Source organism: Baekduia soli, assembly GCF_007970665.1.
Lineage (GTDB): Bacteria > Actinomycetota > Thermoleophilia > Solirubrobacterales > Solirubrobacteraceae > Baekduia > Baekduia soli.
This window is the reverse complement of record NZ_CP042430.1, coordinates 2,439,590-2,456,836: the sequence shown is the minus strand read 5'-3', so window position 1 is coordinate 2,456,836 and position 17,247 is coordinate 2,439,590. Positions and strand designations below refer to the sequence as shown.

At 75.2% G+C, this 17,247-nt stretch carries 17 protein-coding genes and 1 pseudogene; 10 read left to right on the top strand and 8 right to left on the bottom strand.

Going from position 1 to position 17,247, the window contains the following annotated elements:
- Positions 1–41: 41 nt before the first annotated feature.
- The 3 genes from FSW04_RS11610 to FSW04_RS11600 are packed head-to-tail and all read right to left on the bottom strand — an operon-like array spanning position 42 to position 1,968.
- Entirely contained in the window at positions 42–332 is a 291-nt protein-coding gene (locus FSW04_RS11610; RefSeq protein WP_146919370.1) for an ATP-dependent Clp protease adaptor ClpS, read from the bottom strand.
- Complete coding sequence (locus tag FSW04_RS11605; RefSeq protein WP_146919367.1) at positions 329–1,165, bottom strand: MBL fold metallo-hydrolase; 837 nt, start codon at positions 1,163–1,165, stop codon at positions 329–331. Before FSW04_RS11605 ends, FSW04_RS11610 begins: the two co-directional genes overlap by 4 nt.
- Positions 1,162–1,968 (bottom strand): class I SAM-dependent methyltransferase, encoded by an 807-nt coding sequence (locus FSW04_RS11600; protein ID WP_187369436.1) that lies wholly within the window; start codon positions 1,966–1,968, stop codon positions 1,162–1,164. The genes FSW04_RS11605 and FSW04_RS11600 overlap by 4 nt, the downstream gene beginning before the upstream one ends.
- A gap of 105 nt (positions 1,969–2,073) precedes the next feature.
- On the opposite strand from FSW04_RS11600, the gene FSW04_RS11595 reads away from it, so the two are divergent.
- The 7 genes and pseudogenes from FSW04_RS11595 (at position 2,074) to FSW04_RS11570 (ending at position 7,947) form a co-directional block, all read left to right on the top strand.
- Positions 2,074–4,065 (top strand): methylmalonyl-CoA mutase family protein, encoded by a 1,992-nt coding sequence (locus FSW04_RS11595; protein ID WP_228431170.1) that lies wholly within the window; start codon positions 2,074–2,076, stop codon positions 4,063–4,065.
- Positions 4,066–4,143: 78 nt separating this feature from the next.
- The gene (locus tag FSW04_RS11590; RefSeq protein WP_228431168.1) at positions 4,144–5,016 is read left to right on the top strand and encodes a GTP-binding protein; all 873 of its coding nucleotides are present in this window, start codon (positions 4,144–4,146) and stop codon (positions 5,014–5,016) included.
- On the top strand, positions 5,013–5,165 hold the full coding sequence (locus FSW04_RS25920; RefSeq protein WP_187369435.1) for a hypothetical protein: 153 nt from the start codon (positions 5,013–5,015) through the stop codon (positions 5,163–5,165). The genes FSW04_RS11590 and FSW04_RS25920 overlap by 4 nt, the downstream gene beginning before the upstream one ends.
- Positions 5,141–6,361, top strand: coding sequence for an alpha/beta fold hydrolase (locus tag FSW04_RS11585; protein ID WP_146919361.1), 1,221 nt, complete (start codon positions 5,141–5,143; stop codon positions 6,359–6,361). The genes FSW04_RS25920 and FSW04_RS11585 overlap by 25 nt, the downstream gene beginning before the upstream one ends.
- 27 nt (positions 6,362–6,388) lie before the next feature.
- A pseudogene (locus tag FSW04_RS11580) lies at positions 6,389–6,595 on the top strand (alpha/beta hydrolase); the annotation flags it as partial.
- Positions 6,596–6,617: 22 nt separating this feature from the next.
- Entirely contained in the window at positions 6,618–7,388 is a 771-nt protein-coding gene (locus FSW04_RS11575; RefSeq protein ID WP_146919357.1) for an LLM class flavin-dependent oxidoreductase, read from the top strand.
- 70 nt (positions 7,389–7,458) lie between these two features.
- Positions 7,459–7,947 carry a uracil-DNA glycosylase gene (locus tag FSW04_RS11570; protein ID WP_146919355.1) on the top strand — a complete coding sequence of 163 codons (489 nt, stop codon included), beginning with the start codon at positions 7,459–7,461 and terminating at the stop codon, positions 7,945–7,947.
- On the opposite strand, the gene FSW04_RS11565 is transcribed toward FSW04_RS11570, so the two are convergent.
- Entirely contained in the window at positions 7,944–8,528 is a 585-nt protein-coding gene (locus FSW04_RS11565) for a nuclear transport factor 2 family protein (RefSeq protein ID WP_146919353.1), read from the bottom strand. The genes FSW04_RS11570 and FSW04_RS11565 overlap by 4 nt on opposite strands.
- A 22-nt stretch (positions 8,529–8,550) precedes the next feature.
- Here FSW04_RS11565 and moaA point away from each other — a divergent pair, with 22 nt between their 5' ends.
- Entirely contained in the window at positions 8,551–9,546 is a 996-nt protein-coding gene (gene moaA, locus FSW04_RS11560; RefSeq protein ID WP_146919351.1) for a GTP 3',8-cyclase MoaA, read from the top strand.
- Here the strand turns inward: moaA and FSW04_RS11555 are convergent.
- Positions 9,543–9,728, bottom strand: coding sequence for a hypothetical protein (locus tag FSW04_RS11555; protein ID WP_146919349.1), 186 nt, complete (start codon positions 9,726–9,728; stop codon positions 9,543–9,545). The two genes, moaA and FSW04_RS11555, sit on opposite strands and share 4 nt — an antisense overlap.
- Before the next feature lie 108 nt (positions 9,729–9,836).
- Between FSW04_RS11555 and FSW04_RS11550 the strand changes: the two genes are divergently transcribed.
- Positions 9,837–10,451, top strand: a complete 615-nt coding sequence (locus FSW04_RS11550) for a PilZ domain-containing protein (protein ID WP_187369434.1) — start codon at positions 9,837–9,839, stop codon at positions 10,449–10,451.
- Here the strand turns inward: FSW04_RS11550 and mobA are convergent.
- Positions 10,405–10,965: a molybdenum cofactor guanylyltransferase gene (gene mobA / locus FSW04_RS11545; RefSeq protein WP_146919345.1), complete on the bottom strand. Its 561-nt coding sequence runs from the start codon at positions 10,963–10,965 to the stop codon at positions 10,405–10,407. The genes FSW04_RS11550 and mobA overlap by 47 nt on opposite strands.
- A gap of 489 nt (positions 10,966–11,454) precedes the next feature.
- On the opposite strand from mobA, the gene FSW04_RS27100 reads away from it, so the two are divergent.
- Positions 11,455–11,712 (top strand): hypothetical protein, encoded by a 258-nt coding sequence (locus FSW04_RS27100; RefSeq protein WP_228431166.1) that lies wholly within the window; start codon positions 11,455–11,457, stop codon positions 11,710–11,712.
- A gap of 99 nt (positions 11,713–11,811) precedes the next feature.
- Here FSW04_RS27100 and FSW04_RS11535 read toward each other — a convergent pair whose 3' ends face one another.
- Positions 11,812–12,354 carry an NUDIX domain-containing protein gene (locus FSW04_RS11535; RefSeq protein WP_228431165.1) on the bottom strand — a complete coding sequence of 181 codons (543 nt, stop codon included), beginning with the start codon at positions 12,352–12,354 and terminating at the stop codon, positions 11,812–11,814.
- Positions 12,351–17,129 (bottom strand): NAD-glutamate dehydrogenase, encoded by a 4,779-nt coding sequence (locus FSW04_RS27095; RefSeq protein WP_228431162.1) that lies wholly within the window; start codon positions 17,127–17,129, stop codon positions 12,351–12,353. The genes FSW04_RS11535 and FSW04_RS27095 overlap by 4 nt, the downstream gene beginning before the upstream one ends.
- Between the last annotated feature and the right edge of the window lie 118 nt (positions 17,130–17,247).

Below are 17,247 nucleotides of genomic sequence, written 5' to 3'. Positions count from 1 at the left end.
GGGGCGGCGATGACGGACATCGCCGACGTCCCGTGCCTGCTTCAGGCCTGCTCGAGCGGGGCCATCGTGAGCCCCGCGTCGCGCAGCTGGTGCCAGTAGTGCTCGGCCAGCTCCTTGTGGCCGGTCCACACGATGGCCAGCCCGGTCCGGTGGATCCGGTCGGCGATCTCGAAGCCCCGCTCGACGGTGATGCCGGGGATGTAGCGCGCCAGCGTCCGCGCCACGCCGTCGAACGTGTTGTGGTCGTCGTTGCGCACGATCACCCGCCAGGCGCCACCGAGGGCGCCGTCGGGGCCGTCCACCCGTGGGAGCTCGATGGTCTGGCCGCTCATGTCTGCCCGGCAGTATCGCGCTTCTTCCAGTACCGGGCCAACCCTCCGAAGAGGGTGTCCAACGGCATCGCCTTCTGGTAGGCGGCCTCCTCGGCGCCGCCCGCGTACGTCGCGTGCACGGCCTCCTGGAACGCGGCGTCGTCGCTGACGCGGGCCAGGTCGGCCAGCCGCCGCAGCTCCTCGCCGAGCACGTCCAGGTGACGGTCGACGTCGGTGTAGGTGCCGAAGTGCGCGATCGCCACCGCCGACGGGCTCCAGGATCGCAGCAGCGCGATGGAGCGCTCCCACGCCTCGAGGTCGATGTCCGGCGGCGGGGTCGGCGGCAGGATCGGGCCGTCGCCGATCCGGACGCCCGCGACGTCGCCGGCGAACGCGATGCCCGACGCCTCGTGCAGATAGCTGACGTGGTGGCTGGCGTGGCCGGGGGTGAACGCCCAGCGCAGCCCCGCCGCGGCGCCCTCGTCCTCCAGCACGCGCACGTTGGACTCGGCGACCGGGATGATCCGGCCCCACAGCTCCTCCATGCGGTCGCCGTACAGACGCGTCGCGCTGGCGACGAGCCGGCTGGGATCGATGACGTGTGGGGCGCCGTTGCGGTGCACCCAGACCTCGAGGTCGGGCCAGCGCTCCACCAGCGCCCCGGCGGCGCCGGCGTGGTCGAGGTGGATGTGGGTGAGCAGCACGGCCTTGGGCTGCTCGTCGCCGAGCTCGGCCATCAGCGTGGCCACCGAGCTCTCGGGCCCCGGGTCGACGACGTAGCCGTCGATCCAGTGCGTGCAGACGGTCCGGGGCGTGCCCTGGAACTGGATGTCGATCTCGCGATGGATGCTCATGTCTTGGTCCCCACGACGATGTCCTGGAAGCTGCACCCGTCGTCGTCACCGCGCCACGTGCCGGGGTGGATCGAGGCCAGCTCGAGGCCGTGGCGGCGGAAGGCCTCCATGACCCAGCCGCGGTCGTAGGCCACGGCCTCCTCGGGCAGGTCGTCGCTGACGACCGCGACGCGCTGCTCGGGATCGAGGAACGGGAGCCCCGCACGACCGTCGGCGATCGCGCGCCGCGACAGGTCGTCGAGCAGGAACCACGTGGCCAGCAGGCGGCCGCCGGGCGCCAGCACCCGGCCGATCTCGCCGAGGTAGCGATCGGTCTCGCTCTCGAGCAGGTGGGTCATCACCGACGTGGCGATGACCAGGTCAAAGCACGCGTCGGCGTAGGGGAACGCGAAGGTCTCGGCGCTGAGGGTGCCCGCGGGGTTGTAGCGGCGGTTGAAGAGGTCGACGAGCTCGAAGCGGAAGTTCGGGCGCCCGGCATACCGGTCGCGGCACCACGCGATGCCCTCGGGGTTGACGTCGAAGCCGTCGTAGGACCCCTTCGGCGAGAGGTAGCCCGCCAGTGGGCGGGCCATCCGGCCGATCCCGCAGCCCACGTCGAGCACGCGCTCGTCGCGGGCCAGGGCGCCGAGCTCGCGGAAATGACGCAGGAACTCGTCGCCGGTGTCCACGAAGTCCGAATGGCCCACGAAGTCCAGGCGCCGGGGCGGCACGAGGCGGTCGGACCGGCGGCCGACGCGGTCGCGGAGGTCGAGCGCGCGCAGGCGCAGGGACGTGCGCGCTCGTTCGTGCAGGGGTTCGGGCACCGCCCAGGACCCTACCCGTCGGGGTCGCCCTCGAGTCCGCCCGCGCGATGCTCCGGCACCCGGACCGGCGGCCCGGGCGGCGATCGGCACGGGTACGATCCGCCCATGACGCACCGTCTGCCCGAGCCGGACCGCCCGTGGATGATGCGGACCTACGCCGGTCACTCGACCGCGCGGAAGTCCAACGAGCTCTACCGCTCCAACCTCGCCAAGGGCCAGACGGGCCTGTCGATCGCCTTCGACCTGCCCACGCAGACCGGCTACGACGCCGACCACGAGCTCGCGCGCGGCGAGGTGGGCAAGGTCGGCGTGCCGGTCGCCCACAAGGGCGACATGCACGAGCTGCTGGACGGCATCCCGCTCGACGCCATGAACACCTCGATGACCATCAACGCGACGGCGGCCTGGCTGCTGGCGCTGTACATCGGCACGGCGGAGGAGAACGGCGTCGACGCGGCCGCGCTCCAGGGCACCACGCAGAACGACATCATCAAGGAGTTCCTGGCCCGCGGCACCTACGCGTTCCCGCCGGAGCCCTCCATGCGGCTCATCGCCGACATGGTGGCCTACACGGTCACCGAGGTCCCCCGGTGGAACCCCATCAACATCTGCTCCTACCACCTGCAGGAGGCCGGCGCCACGCCGGTGCAGGAGATCGCCTACAGCATGTCCAACGCGATCGCGGTGCTCGACGCCGTGGGCGAGCGGGTCGGCGGCCCGGGCTCGGAGCTCATGGCCAAGGTCTTCGGCCGGATCTCGTTCTTCGTCAACGCGGGCGTGCGGTTCATCGAGGAGCACGCCAAGCTGCGCGCGATGTCCGTGCTGTGGGAGGAGCTGGGCCGCGAGCGCTACGGCGTCGGCGACGCCAAGCAGCTGCGCTTCCGCTATGGCGTGCAGGTCAACTCGCTGGGCCTGACCGAGGCCCAGCCCGAGAACAACGTCCAGCGCATCGTCCTCGAGGCGCTGGCCGTCACGCTGGGCCGCAACGCCCGCGCCCGCGCCGTGCAGCTGCCGGCCTGGAACGAGGCGCTCGGCCTGCCGCGGCCCTGGGACCAACAGTGGTCGCTGCGCATCCAGCAGGTCATGGCCTACGAGACCGACCTGCTCGAGTACCCCGACATCTTCGAGGGCTCGGTCGTCATGGACGGCCTCGTCGCCGAGCTGCTGGAGGGCGCCCGTGCCGAGATGGCCGTCGTCGCCGAGCACGGCGGCGCGGTCAAGGCGGTGGACTACATGAAGTCCTCGCTCGTCGACAGCCACCGCGCGCGCATCCGGCGCATCGAGCACGGCGAGCAGATCGTCGTCGGCATGAACAAGTACACCGAGACCAATCCCTCGCCGCTCATCGACGAGGAGGGCGGGATCATGACCGTCGACCCCGAGACCGAGATCCAGCAGCGCGAGGCCGTGCAGGCCTGGCGGTCCGGCCGCGACGCCGCGGCGGTCGAGGCGGCGCTGCAGGAGCTGCGCCGCGTGGCGCAGAGCGACGAGAACATCATGCCCGCGACGATCGCGGCCGCCAAGGCGGGCGTGACGACGGGCGAGTGGGCCCAGGCGCTGCGCGACACCTTCGGCGAGTACCGCGCCCCGACCGGCGTCGGCGAGGCCGCGGCCGGGGACCGCGACGAGGACGACCTGGGCGCTCTGCGCGACGAGGTCGAGCGCCTCGGCGAGGCCATCGGCCGGCGGCCGAAGATCCTCGTGGGCAAGCCCGGCCTCGACGGCCACTCCAACGGCGCCGAGCAGATCGCCGTGCGCGCCCGCGACATCGGCTTCGACGTCGTCTACGAGGGGATCCGGCTCACGCCGACCCAGATCGCGACGTCGGCCGAGCATGAGGGCGTGCATGTCATCGGCCTGTCGATCCTCTCGGGCTCGCACCGCGAGCTGATCCCCGACGTCGTCGCCGCCCTGCAGGAGCGCGGCGTGGACGCGCCGATCGTCGTCGGGGGGATCATCCCGACCGCCGACGTCGCGGCGCTCAAGGCGGCCGGGGTCGCCGCGGTCTACACGCCGAAGGACTTCGACCTCGGCGCGATCATGCGCGACATCGTCTCCCTGGTCGCCTCCCGACACGCCGCGGCCGCGGGAGCCTAGGCCCTGAGCGGCGGTGAGGATCTGGGCGCGCGCCTGCGCGAGGGTGACCTCAGCGCGGCGCCCGCCGTCCTCAACCTCGTGGAGAGCCGCACCCCGCGCGACCGCGAGGCCACCGCGCAGCTCCTGCGCGAGGTCGCCCCGGCGCGCCTGGGCCACGAGGCCCCGGGCCACGTCATCGGGATCACCGGACCGCCCGGCGCGGGCAAGTCCACCCTGCTCAGCGCCCTGTGCGCGGCCTGGCGGCGCGACGGGCGCAGCGTCGCGGTGCTTGCGGTCGACCCGTCGTCGCGGCGCTCGGGCGGCGCGCTGCTGGGCGACCGCGCACGCATCGCCTTCGACGCACAGGACCGCGGGATCTTCATCCGCTCGACCGCCGCGGGCGAGCGGCTCGGCGGCCTGGCCCCCGCCACCCGCGCGGCGGCGCAGGCGCTGGCCGCCGCGTTCGACGTGGTGGTCATCGAGACCGTCGGCGTCGGCCAGTCCGAGACCGAGGTCGGCGAGGTGGCCGACACCGTCGCGGTCATCGTGCAGCCGGGCTCCGGCGACGCGCTGCAGTTCCTGAAGTCGGGGATCATGGAGATCCCCGACGTGCTCGTCGTCACCAAGGCCGACCTGGGCGACATCGCGCTGCGCGCGCGGCGCGACCTGTCGGCCGCGCTGCGCGCGGCGGGCTCGCGCGACACCCGCGTGGTGGCGGTCTCCTCCGTCTCCCCCGTCTCGGGCATCGACGAGCTCGTGGCGGCGCTCGACGCCCACCGCGAGGGCCTGGACGTCGCCGCCCGGCGTGCCGCGGCCCGCCGTGGCAGCGCGCTGGCCGACTTCGTCGTCGAGCACGGCGAGCGCGGGCTGCGCACGATCGGCGGGCGCCGCGCGGCGCGCGCCCTGCTGGACGCCGCCGACCCCGGGGCCGACGTCCCCGCCCTCATCGCCCTCCTGGAGGACCGCCTGTGATCCGCAACCTGCTCATGCTGCTGGTCACCGTGGTCGTGGTGACGGCGGTCGCCGAGCTGCTCGGGGCGATCAACTTCGGCACCGCCCTGACCTTCGGCCAGATCGGCTTCGCCGCCGTCCTGGTGTGGATCCTCCTGCGACGACCCTGAGGCGGGCGCGCCGCACGGCCGCGCTCCTGCTGGCCGCGGCCGGCGCGGTCGCCGGCTGCGGAGGCGGCGGCGGGGCGCCCGCGCCCACGGCGACCTCCGCGGGCGCCCGGCCGTCGCGCCCGGTCCTGCAGGCGCCGGCGCCGCGCCTGCGGCCGGCCGCCTGCCCGGCGCTGCGGGGCTTCGACTGCTCGAGACTGCGGGTGTCGCTGCATCGGCGCGGCCCGCGGGCCGGCGACCCGCGGCACCTGACGCTGGCGGTCGCCGTCCAGCGCGTGGCGCGGGCGCCCCACGGCGACCTCGTCCTGCTCACGGGCGGCCCGGGCCAGCCCGGGCGGCCGTTCGCCCCGCGGATGGCGCAGCGGCTGGGCACCGCACGGGCGGGCTACCGGCTCGTCATGCTCGACCAGCGCGGCACGGGCGCCGGCGCGCTGCGCTGCCCGGAGCTGCAGGTCGCCGCGGGCACGTCGGACCTCGCGGTGGCGCCCCGGGCCGCCGTCGCCGCCTGCGGTCGCGCCCTCGGCGTCCGGCGCGACGCGTTCGCCACCGCCGACACCGTCGACGACCTCGAGGTCCTGCGCGTCGCGCTGGGCGCGCGGCGCCTCGTGCTCGGCGGGGTCTCCTACGGCACGCTGGTCGCCGAGCGCTACGCGCTGGCCCATCCCGACCGGGTGCGCGGGCTCGTCCTGGACTCCGTCATCCCGCAGGAGGGCGCCGAGCTGCTGGAGCGCGTGCCGCTGCGCGCAACCGCGCGCGTGCTGAGGGCCGTGTGCGCGGCGAGGACCCGGCCGTGCCGTTCGGACCCCGCCGCCGACCTGGCCGCCGTCGTGGCGCGCCGGCCTGCGCTCGGCCCGCCGATCCTCGACGCGCTGACCGAGCTGAGCGTCGGCGTGCCGCGCCTGGGCCGCGTCCCGGCGCTGCTGCACGCGGCGCTCGCGGGCGACACCGCGCCGCTGCGGCGCCTGCTGGCCGCGGTGCGCCGCGAGGAGGCCGCCCCCGCCGGCGTGCTGAGCCAGGGCCTGCACGCGGCCACGCTGTGCGCCGACAGCCCTGCGCCCTGGGGCAGCCCGGCGGCGACGCCCGCGCAGCGCGCGCGGGCGCTGGCCCGGGTGCGCGCGACGCTGGCACGGGCGCAGACCGCGCCCTTCCCGCCCTCGACCGCGCTGGGCCAGGGCCTGCTGCAGACCTGCCGGTGGTGACCGCCGACCCGGGCGCCGCCGCCCGCCCCTGCCGGGCCGATCCGCGCGCCGGCGCTTCTGCTGGCGGCCGACCGCGACCTGTCGACCCCGCTGGAGTGGGCCCGCGAGCAGGCGGCCCGGATGCCCGCGGCGCACCTGGTCGTCGTGCCGGGCGCCGGACACTCGACGCTGTCGCGCGACCGCAGCGGCCGTGCGGGCGCGGCGCTGCAGCGCTTCCTGGCCGGCCTACGCTGACCCTGCTCGCTAGGTTGCGGTGATGGCCCCCACCGCCCGCCGCGGCATCTTCGTGGCGCCGTTCGACGAGCTCGCCGATCCCCGTCGGCTGGCCGGCCTGACCGCCCGCGCCGAGGATCTCGGCTGGGACGGCTTCTTCCTGTGGGACCACATCGTCTACTCCGCGCCGACCAGCGCGGTCCTCGACCCCTGGGTCGTGCTCGGCGCCATGGCCCAGGTCACCGAGCGCATCGAGCTCGGGCCGATGGTCACGCCGCTCTCGAGGCGGCGCATCCACAAGCTGGCGCGCGAGACCGCGACCCTCGACGTGCTCAGCGGCGGGCGGCTCATCCTCGGCGTGGGCCTGGGGAGCGACCGCCACGGCGAGCTGGCGCCGTTCGGCGAGGTCCACGACCCGCGCGAGCAGGCCCGCCTCCTCGACGACGGGCTGGACGCGCTCGTGCGCTACTGGGACGGCGAGTTCGACCCGCGGCCGGTCCGGCGCCCGCCCGTGTGGTGCGCCGCCACGTGGCCCAACCGTCGCCCGCTGGCCCGCGCAGCGCGATGGGACGGGCTGTTCCCGGTGGGCGTGCCCGAGCCCGACGCCCTCGCCGAGCTCGTCGCCGACGTCTCGGCGCAGCGGGCGGCCGCGGGCCGCGATCCGCAGCGCTTCGACGTCGCGATCACGGTCCCGCCGGGACAGGACCCCGCACCGTGGGTGGCGGCGGGCGCGACGTGGACGCTGACGGAGTTCGACGGCCGCCCGCGCCTGGCCGCGGTGGAGGCCGCCCTCGAGGCCGGGCCGCGGGGATGAGCGCGGCGTCGCGGCTGCAGGCGCTGCACGCGGAGATCCGCGCCCACCACGGACGGGCTGCGGGTTCGAGGTGTGCGAGACCTGCACGCAGCTCGTGCCGGGCGAGGGCCCGGCCGGGGCGGCGATCGTCGTCCTGGGCGAGGCCCCCGGCGCGCGCGAGGACGCCGAGGGCCGGCCGTTCGTGGGCCCGGCGGGCAAGCTGCTGGACGGGCTGCTGGCCGAGGCGGGGATGGCCCGCGACGAGGTCTTCATCACCAACGTGGTGAAGGCGCGGCCCCCGGGCAACCGCGACCCACGCGCCCCCGAGGTGGCCCACCACCGCCCGTGGCTCGAGGCCCAGCTCGAGCTCATCGCGCCCGCGCTGCTCGTGCCGCTGGGGCGCCACGCGCTGGCGCACGTCGCACCCGGCGCGAAGATCGGCGAGGTGCACGGGACCGTCCTGGAGACCCCGGAGCGACGCGTGTTCCCGCTCTACCACCCGGCCGCGGCGCTGCACAACCCGGGGCTGCGCCAGACGCTCGTGGCCGACGCCCGGGCGCTCGGACGCGCGCTGGACTAGCCCGTCGTCGCGGTCGGCGGCGTCGCCGTGCGCGTGGTCGACGTCCGCGTCGTCGACGTCGAGGAGGTGGTCCTCGGCGCGGTCGTCGTCGCCGTCGGCGTGCCGGTGGCCGACGTCGGGGTCGTGCCCGTCGGCGTGCGGCCCGAGGAGGGGGTCGTCGTGGAGGCCTCGGGGGCGGCGAGCGACGCGATCCGCCACTGGCCGTTGATCCGCACGAGCTGGATCGCGTCGTCGGACGGCGGCTCGCCGGTCGCGGTGGAGTGCACGGCCACCAGGGCCCGCGACCCGATCACCGACACCTGGCGGATCTCCAGGCGCGGGTCGCGCACGCCCGACAGGCCGCGCTGCAGCGCCGACTCGCACGGCAGGCCGACGCTCTCGATCTTGCGGACCAGGTCGGAGGACAGCACGTCGTCGCAGATCGTCTGGTAGTCCTTGCCGCGGCTGGCGATGGCGAAGCGCGCGACGACCGCGCGGATCTGCTGCTCGTCGGTCGGGCCCTCGTGGTCGGCGCCGCAGCCGCCGGCCACCGCCGACAGCGCGAGCACCGCCAGAGCCGTCGTCGTCCGTCTGCGGGGCACCGCGGCAGGGTACCCTCAGGCGATGGCGCGCGATCCGCTCCGGGACGGCCACGGCCGGACCATCTCCGACGTGCGGGTGTCCGTCACCGACCGCTGCAACTTCCGCTGCCAGTACTGCATGCCCGCCGAGGGACTGCCCTGGCTCGACCGCTCCGAGGTCCTCCGCTTCGAGGAGATCGAGCGGATCGTCGCGCTGCTGGCGACGATGGGCGTCGACGAGCTGCGCCTGACCGGCGGCGAGCCGCTCGTGCGGCGCGACTTCCCGACCCTGGCCGCGGCGCTGGTCGCCGTCGACGGGCTGCGCGAGGTGAGCGTCACCACCAACGGCTTCCTGCTCGAGCGCGACGCCGAGGCCCTCGTGCGTGCCGGCGTCGACCGCTTCAACGTCTCGATCGACTCGCTGCAGGCCGACCGCTTCTTCGCGCTGACCCGACGCGACGCGATGGATCGCGTGCTGCGTGGCCTGGCCCACCTCGCGACGTTCCCCGAGGCCCATCCGATCAAGGTCAACGCGGTCGCGATGCGCGGGTTCACCGAGGACGAGATCCTGCCGTTCGCGGCCTTCGCGCGCGAGCACCCCTACGAGGTGCGCTTCATCGAGTACATGCCGCTCGACGGCGACCGCTCCTGGAAGCCCGAGCAGGTCCTCACGGGCGAGGAGATCCGCGCCGCCATCCACGTGGTCCACCCGCTGGAGCCCGAGCCGCGCGAGCCCCACGCGACCGCCCGGGTCTACCGCTTCGCCGACGGACAGGGGCGCATCGGGTTCATCAACCCCGTGTCCGAGCCGTTCTGCGGCGACTGCAACCGCATCCGCCTGACCTCCGACGGCCGCCTGCGGACCTGCCTGTTCAGCCTGAACGAGACCGACCTGCGGGGTCCGCTGCGCGCGGGAGCCACCGACGACGACCTCGAGCAGATCGTCCGCGACGCGGTGTGGGCCAAGGAGCTCAAGCACCACGTCAACGACCCCGGGTTCGTGCAGCCCCGGCGCACGATGTCGGCGATCGGCGGCTAGGCCGCCGCCGCCAAGGCGCGGACGGCCGGCAGCCGCGCCTCCGTCCAGTCGCTGACGCCGAGCACCACCAGGGTGCATCCGCACGCGCACGCGGCGACGTCCAGCGCCGCGAGGTCGGGCGTGACCACCTCGGTCTCCTCGGCGCAGGCCTCGTCGGAGCAGATGAGCGTGGCGATGAGCACGGACCGAGGGTCGCGAGCCGCCCGGACGGACTGACAGCGATCATGCAGTCTGTCCGTATACGGACACGACCAGCTCAAGATCGCCGCAGCCCGGCCGACGACCTTGGCGTGGAGGCCCTGCTGGAGCGTGACCAGCCCGTCGAGATCGTCCTCGACGGCGGCTGGCAGGTCTCCGCCCGCGTGGCTGCCGTGGGGCCCGACTTCGTCGACCTCGGTCCCGCCGGCCGGCCGCTCATGCTCCCCGGCCAGCTCCTGTGGTGCGGCGCGACGGTGTCCTGGCGCACGCGCATCGGCGTCGCCCACCGCCACGGCGTCCTGGTCCCCCGGGACGACGGCCGGCTGCGCCTGACGCCCGTCGGGGACCCCCTGCGGGTCCAGCGCCGGCGCTTCGTCCGCGTGCCCGCCGACCTGTCCACGGCGGTCATCGCCTCCGACGGCCGCGTCGTCACGCGCACGCAGGACCTCAGCCTGGGCGGCATGCTCCTCGCGCCCGCCGACACGCTCGCGCTCGACGAGCGCGTCCGCTTCGCGCTGGACCTCGGCGCGCTGACCATCAGCGGCGACGGGCTCGTGGTGCGCGGGACCACCGAGGGCGCCCGTGCCGTGCAGTTCTCCGACGTCCAGGGCCGCGTCGAGCGGGCCCTGTCGCGCTACGTCGCCCGGCGCCAGCGCGAGCTCATCGCCCGCGGGGGCGCACCGCCGGACGCGCCGGACGGCGGCTGAGCCACACCGCGGCCTGGATGAGGTCCTCCGGGCGGTTCATGTTCAGGAACGCGGCGGGGTCCAGCCCGGCCAGCTCGCGCACGCCGATCGACCGCACCAGGTCGGTGGCGCGCCCGCCGGGGTCGAAGCCCTCCAGGGCGCCCAGGGCCGCCGGGAGGTAGAGCGCGCAGAGCGGCTGCAGGCGGTCGTGGACGCGGGGCGCCACGACGGCGGCGCCCTGGGGGTCGGCGGACGCGATGGCCCGCAGCGTCGAGCCGTCCAGGCACGGCAGGTCGCCGGCGACGACCAGCACCGGCCGGCCCGCCGCCTGGCGGAGGGCGTGCACGACGCCGGTCAGCGGGTGGCGCGGCTCGCCGGGCTCGATCCACACCTCCGCCAGGCCGCCGAGCACGGGCAGCAGCGTCTCGCGCTTGGCCACGACGGCGACGTCGTCGCAGACCTCGCGCAGCGCGTCGAGCGCGTAGCGCACCAGCGGGCGCCCCTCGAGCTCGACGACCGCCTTCTCGCCCCCCATGCGCCGGCCCAGTCCCCGGCCAGCACCGCGCCGACGGGCGCCTCGGGGCGGGATGTCGCCGACATGGGCGGGGAGCCTAGACCGTCGGCGGGCGACCGTCCGCAGGGCCCGGTGTCAGCGCAGGCCGGGGAGCCGGCCTGCCCCGCCGGCCCGGGGCCGCGGAACTTCTATCCTGGTCGCCATGGAGGAACCCCTGATGGGCGCCCACCCCTGGTTGCGCTGCTACCGCTGCTGGTCGCAGGACCTCGAGGTCCAGGTGCACTACGAGGGGATCCACCGCATCGATCCGATGACCGGTGAGCGCGCCGACGTCGTCGACGAGCTCCAGGAGGCCGTCGTGCAGTGCCTGGAGTGCATGCACGACCAGCCCCACCTCACGTTCTCCAACGGGCGCGTCGAGGCCGTGGAGGACCGCTGGGAGCGCATGATCGCCGGCACGCCGTGGGTCGCCTCCTGCACCGTGACGGTCGATGCCGACGACGTCGAGACGTGCTCGGGCCCGAGTCCGGCGACGCGCTGTCCTACGCCGCGTTCGGCGACCACGGCACCCGCGAGTTCTTCACCCACGTGCGCTTCCACAAGCACGAGGACGGCAACCGCATCGTCGTCCACCTGCTCGTCGAGCTCTACGCGCGCTCCGTCCAGGAGGCCACCGACGTCCTGGAGGAGGCCGCCCGCGGCCACCTGACGATCACGTCGCTGGCCGAGGAGTCGCGGCCGCCCGCGGCCGCCGAGGACCGCCACTAGGCCGCCGGCGTGCCGGGGCCCGGCCGGCGCCATGACGATCGGGCGGCGATCTGCCGATCATCTGTCCGATGGCCGGCGCCTCCCGGTGGCCCTCGTGAGCTAGCGGTCGCGCAGCGCCAGCAGCCCGAGCGCGGCGACCGACGCGCTGTCGGCGATCCGCCCGTCCAGGAGCATCGCGTCGACCTCCGCGGCGGTGAAGCGCGCGGTCTGCAGCCCCTGCTCGGTGGGCTCGAGGTCGCGCGGGCCCTGGGTGAGGTCCTCGGCGAGCCAGACGTCGAAGCGCTGGTCGGAGATCCCGTAGGCGAAGAAGAGGCGTCCCAGGCGGGTGACCGTGCCCGCGCGCAGGCCGGTCTCCTCGGCCAGCTCGCCCCGCGCGACGTCCTCCGGCGCGGCGTCGTCCCGGTCGTCCCACGCGCCCTGCGGCAGCTCCCAGAACCGCTCGCCGACCGGGTGGCGGTACTGCGACACGAGCCAGAGGTGCCCGGGCTCGCGGGCGATGATCACGGCCGCCGGCGCCTTCTCGACGACGGCGTACAGGCCGGGCGAGCCGTCGGGCAGCCGCGTGCGGTCCTCGCGCAGGCGCATCCACCGGTTCTCGTAGACCACACGGCTGGCGGTGACCTCCAGCCGCCCGTCCGTCATCCGGCCAGGCCCCGCAGGTGGCGCACGGCGAGCGTCAGGCCGGCGAGATCGCCCTCGCTGTCCTGGCGCAGCGCGCGGGCCACCGACGTCAGCCGCCGGCGGGGGCCCTCGCGCTTGTCCAGGAAGCGCTCCACGGCCTCGGCCGGCTCGGCGTGGGGGGCCTCGACCAGCGCGCTGCGCGACAGGACGCGGCGCGCCTCGAGCACGTCGTCGAGCAGCGCCTGCTGGGCCCAGCGGCGCACGCGCGAGGCGGCGGGAAGGCGCAGCACCTCCTGCTCGAGCCATTCGAGCCCGAGCCGCTCGCCGAGGTCGAAGAACGCGGCGGCCACGGCGCGGACGTCGCGGCCGGTGTCCCCGGCGACGGCGATGATGTCGGGGGCGTGCAGCAGGGCCGTCTGGTAGGCGTGGGTGCGTGCCAGGTCGCGCGGGACCCCGGCGGCCTCCAGCTCGGCGGCCAGCGCCTCGTGCTCGGTGCGCCACGCCTCCGACCGCAGGTCGGGCATCGCCTCGGCGAGCACGACGAACGCCTCGGCGCCGGTGGCGATCGTCGCGTCCAGGCTCCCCGGCGGTGCGTGCAGCAGGTACCAGCGCGTCACCCCGGCCACGAGGTCGTCGACGCCGTCGAGCAGGCGCCACGCCGTGTCGGTGTCCAGCGTGACCGCGTGGCCCTCGATCTCCAGCCAGCGCCGCGTCGCACCGGTCACCTCGCGGGCGATGCGGAAGGCGCGGACGACCTCCGCCGGCTCGGCGCCGAGCTCGCGGGCCAGGCCGATGACGAACGTCGGGCCCAGCGCGTCGACCACGTCGTTGGCGGCCAGCGTCGCGACGAGCTCGCGCCGCAGCGGGTGCTCGGCGATGAGGTCGCCGAAGCGCGCCACGACGGCCTGCGGGAAGTAGCCGCGCAGGTCGGCCTCGAACGCCGGGTCCTCGGGCAGCGCCGAGTGCAGCAGCGCGTCGGTCAGCAGGCGCTTGGCGTAGGCGACGAGGACCGCGAGCTCGGGGCGCTGCAGGCCCTCCCCGCGGCGGCGGCGCTCGGCCATCTCGTCGGGGCCGGGCAGCGCCTCGTCGCGCCGGCGCAGGATCCGGGCGTCCTCCAGGGCCTGCATGAGGTCCTCGTAGGCGAAGACGCGGTTGGCCGAGGTGCGCACCTCCTGGGCCAGGATCTGGGCCTGCAGGAACGAGTCGTAGAGGACGTGGGCCTCGACGTCGGCGGTGACCTCGGCCAGCAGCGCGTCGCGCTCGTCGTGGGCCAGGCGCCCGCGGCGCACGGCGAGGTCGAGCAGGATCTTGAGGTTGACCTCGTGGTCGGAGCAGTCGACGCCCGCCGAGTTGTCGATGAAGTCGGCGTTGATCAGGCCGCCGGCGCGGGCGAACTCGATCCGGGCGCGGTGGGTGAAGCCGAGGTTGCCGCCCTCCCCCACGACGCGGGCCCGCAGCTCGGAGGCGTCGACGCGGATCGCGTCGCTCGAGCGGTCCTGTGCGTCGGCGTCGCTCTCCGTGCTCGCCTTGACGACGGTCCCGATCCCGCCGTTCCACAGGAGGTCGACCGGGGCGCGGAGGATCGCGCGGATGAGGTCGGTCGGCGCCAGGTCGGCGTCGGTGACCCCGAGCGCCTCCTGGACCTGCGGGGTCAGCGCGATGCGCTTGAGGTCGCGCGAGAACACGCCTCCGCCCTCGGAGATCAGCGCGGGGTCGTAGTCGCCCCACGACGAGCGCGGCAGCGCGAACAGGCGCTCGCGCTCGGCGTACGAGGCGGCCGGGTCGGGGTCGGGGTCCAGGAAGACGTGGCGGTGGTCGTAGGCGGCGACGAGCTTGAGCGTGCGGCTCAGCAGCATGCCGTTGCCGAAGACGTCGCCGGACATGTCGCCGATCCCGACGGTGCGGACCACGTCGGCCTCGGGGTCGAGGTCGAGCTCGCGGAAGTGGCGCTTGACCGACTCCCACGCGCCCTTGGCGGTGATGCCCAGGCCCTTGTGGTCGTAGCCCGCCGAGCCGCCGGAGGCGAACGCGTCGCCGAGCCAGAAGCCGCGCCGGACCGCGATCGCGTTGGCGGTGTCGCTGAACGCGGCCGTGCCCTTGTCGGCGGCCACGACGAGGTAGGAGTCGGGCTCGTCGTGGACGCGGACGCCGGCGGGCGGCACGATCGCCCCGTCGTCGTCGAGGTCGTCGGTGACGTCCAGCAGCGCCTCGATGTAGCGGATGTACTGGCGGCGCACCTCGTCGCGCAGCACGGCCGCGTCGTCGGGGCGCGCCTTGAGGAAGAAGCCGCCCTTGGCCCCGGCGGGGACGATGACGGCGTTCTTGGTCATCTGCGCGCGCATGAGGCCGAAGACCTCCGTGCGGTAGTCCATGCGGTCCGACCAGCGGATCCCGCCGCGGGCGATGCGCCCGCCGCGCAGGTGGATGCCCTCCATGTCGGGCGCGTAGACGTAGATCTCGAACAGCGGCGCCGGCAGCGGGATCGCCGGGACCGCCGCCGAGCGCAGCTTGAAGGCCATGACGTCACGGTCGGGGGCGAACACGTTCGTGCGCACGGTCGCGTCGATGACGCCGAGCTGGTTGCGCAGGATCCGGTCGTGGTCCAGCAGCTCGACGGCGTCGAGGTCGGCGCGGATCTCCTCGCGCAGCGCCTCGGCGGCGGCGTCGTCGCCGCCGCGCTCGTCGGTCGCGAAGCGCAGCTCGAAGAGCCGGATCTGCTTGGCGGTGATCTCCGGGTTGGCGGCGATGACGTCGTTCTGGAAGGACTCCGTGTAGCGCGAGCCGATGCGCTGGCGGTAGCGCCGGTAGGCGCGCAGCACCTGCACCTGGGGCCAGCGCAGGGCCGCGCCGATGACGAGCCGGTCCAGGGAGTCGGACTCCGTCTCGCCCCGCCAGGACGCCTCCAGCGCCTCGGCCACGCGGTCGCCGACCGCCTCGAGGTCCAGCGGGACGTCGCCGTCTCCCAGGACGCCGAAGGCCTGGATCCACAGCTCCTCGTCGCCGTGCAGGCGGGCCGCGACCTCCTCGATGACGCGCAGCCCGAGGTGCTCGAGCATCGGCGTGGCCTGTGACAGCTCGACCTTGGGGCCGCGGCGGTAGAACGCGACCCGCGTGCGGCGCGCCCCGCCGCTGCCCGGCTCGTCCTGCAGGCCGACGAGGAAGTCGCGGCCGCCGGTCCCCAGCGCCTCGAAGCGGGCGACGTCGAGCGCGGCGACGTGCGGGGCGACCGCGACCCGGTAGGGCTCGGGCAGCCGCTTGAGCCATCGCGCCGCGAGCATGCGCCCGCGCTCGGGGCCGAGCTCGGCGACCAGGCCGTCGGCGACGCGGTCGGCCCAGGTGCGCGCCTCGAAGATGAGCCGGCGCTCCAGGCCGGCGACGTCGACGTCGGGCAGGCCGCCGTCGGCGCGGACGAGCAGGTGCACCAGGACGCGGTCGTCCTCGCCGAAGACCTCGTGGACCTCGACGCGCTCGGTGGCGTAGGCCGAGGCGATCAGGTCGCGCAGCCGCTCGCGCAGCGCCGGGGTGTGGCGCTCGCGCGGCAGCGTGGCCACCAGCGACGCGCCGCGGCCGTCGCGGTTGCGCCGGCCCACGAGCCGCACGTCGTCGCCGTGGACGGAGAGCAGGGCGGCCAGCTCGGCCCGCAGGTCCTCGATCGGCGCGGCGAACAGCTCGGACTTCGGGAACCCGTCGAAGATCGCGATCGCGGCCTTCGAGTCGTGCGAGCCGTCGATGAGGTCCTCGGCCTCGAGGACGTGCCGCAGCTTGCGCTCGAGCATCGGCGTGCGGCTGGCGGGCTCGGCGTATGCGCGCGAGGTGAACAGGCCGAGCAGGCGCGCCTCGTGGATCACCTGCCCGTCGGCGCCGAACGCGCGGGCGACGATCGCGTCCATCGGCTCGCGCCGGTGCACGGGTGACAGCGTGGTGGTCCGCGTGATGGTCAGGATCTCGTCGGCGGGCACGTCGGCCGGCGTGGCCGGGTCGTGGGCGGGGACGCGCAGCTCACCCGCCTCGCGGTGGTCGCGCAACAGGCCGAGGCCCGTGCCGGCCACGCCGACCATGCGGCCGTCCTCGCGCGCGTCCTCGCGGAAGCCGAGGAACACGAAGTGGGCGTGGCGCACCCAGTCCAGGAACGCCTGGGCGTCCCCGACGGCCTCGGGGTCGGCGCCGCGCCCCGCGGCCTCGGCGACGATCGCCGCCAGGCGGTCGACCCCGGCGCGCAGGCCGCCGAAGTCCTCGACGACCGCGCGGACCGTCGCGAGCACGTGGCGCGCGGCGTCCTCGAGGTCGGCGAGCTCCTCCGGGCTGAGGTGGCGCCCGAGCTCGAAGTGCATGATGGACTCGCGCGGCGCGTCGCGCGCATGCTCGATCGCGGTGATCACGCCGGCCGCGTCGCGGCGCACGCCGACGATCGGGTGCGCCATGCGACGCAGGTCCAGGCCGCGGGCGCCGAGCTCCCCGGCCACGGAGTCCACGAGGAACGGCAGGTCGTCGGTGTTCGTCTCGAGCACCGACCCGGCGGCCTCGTAGCCGTGCTCGGCCCGGTTGGGCGTGAACGCGCGGACCGCGACGGGCGCGCTGCCGCGCGAGCGGGCCAGGTCCAGGGCGCCGCGGGCCTCGGCCAGCAGGGCGGGGGGGTCCTCCGGGCGGTCGCCGTCGCCGCCGACGGGCGCCCGGCGCAGGTAGGCCTGCGCGAAGCGGGCGAGCATCTCGTCGCCCTGCTCGCGGGCCAGCCCGGCGACGGTCTGGGCGATGCCGTCGGGCGACCCGGCCGACGGTGAGTCCTCCTGAGGCGTCACGGGCCAACCGTACCCGGCGGCGCCGACCCTCCGATGCACGTGGCAGGCGCCTGCCGCCCGCGGCATCCGACCCTGGAACCGGGAGATCAGCCGATCCAGCTGTCGGCCGGGACAGCGA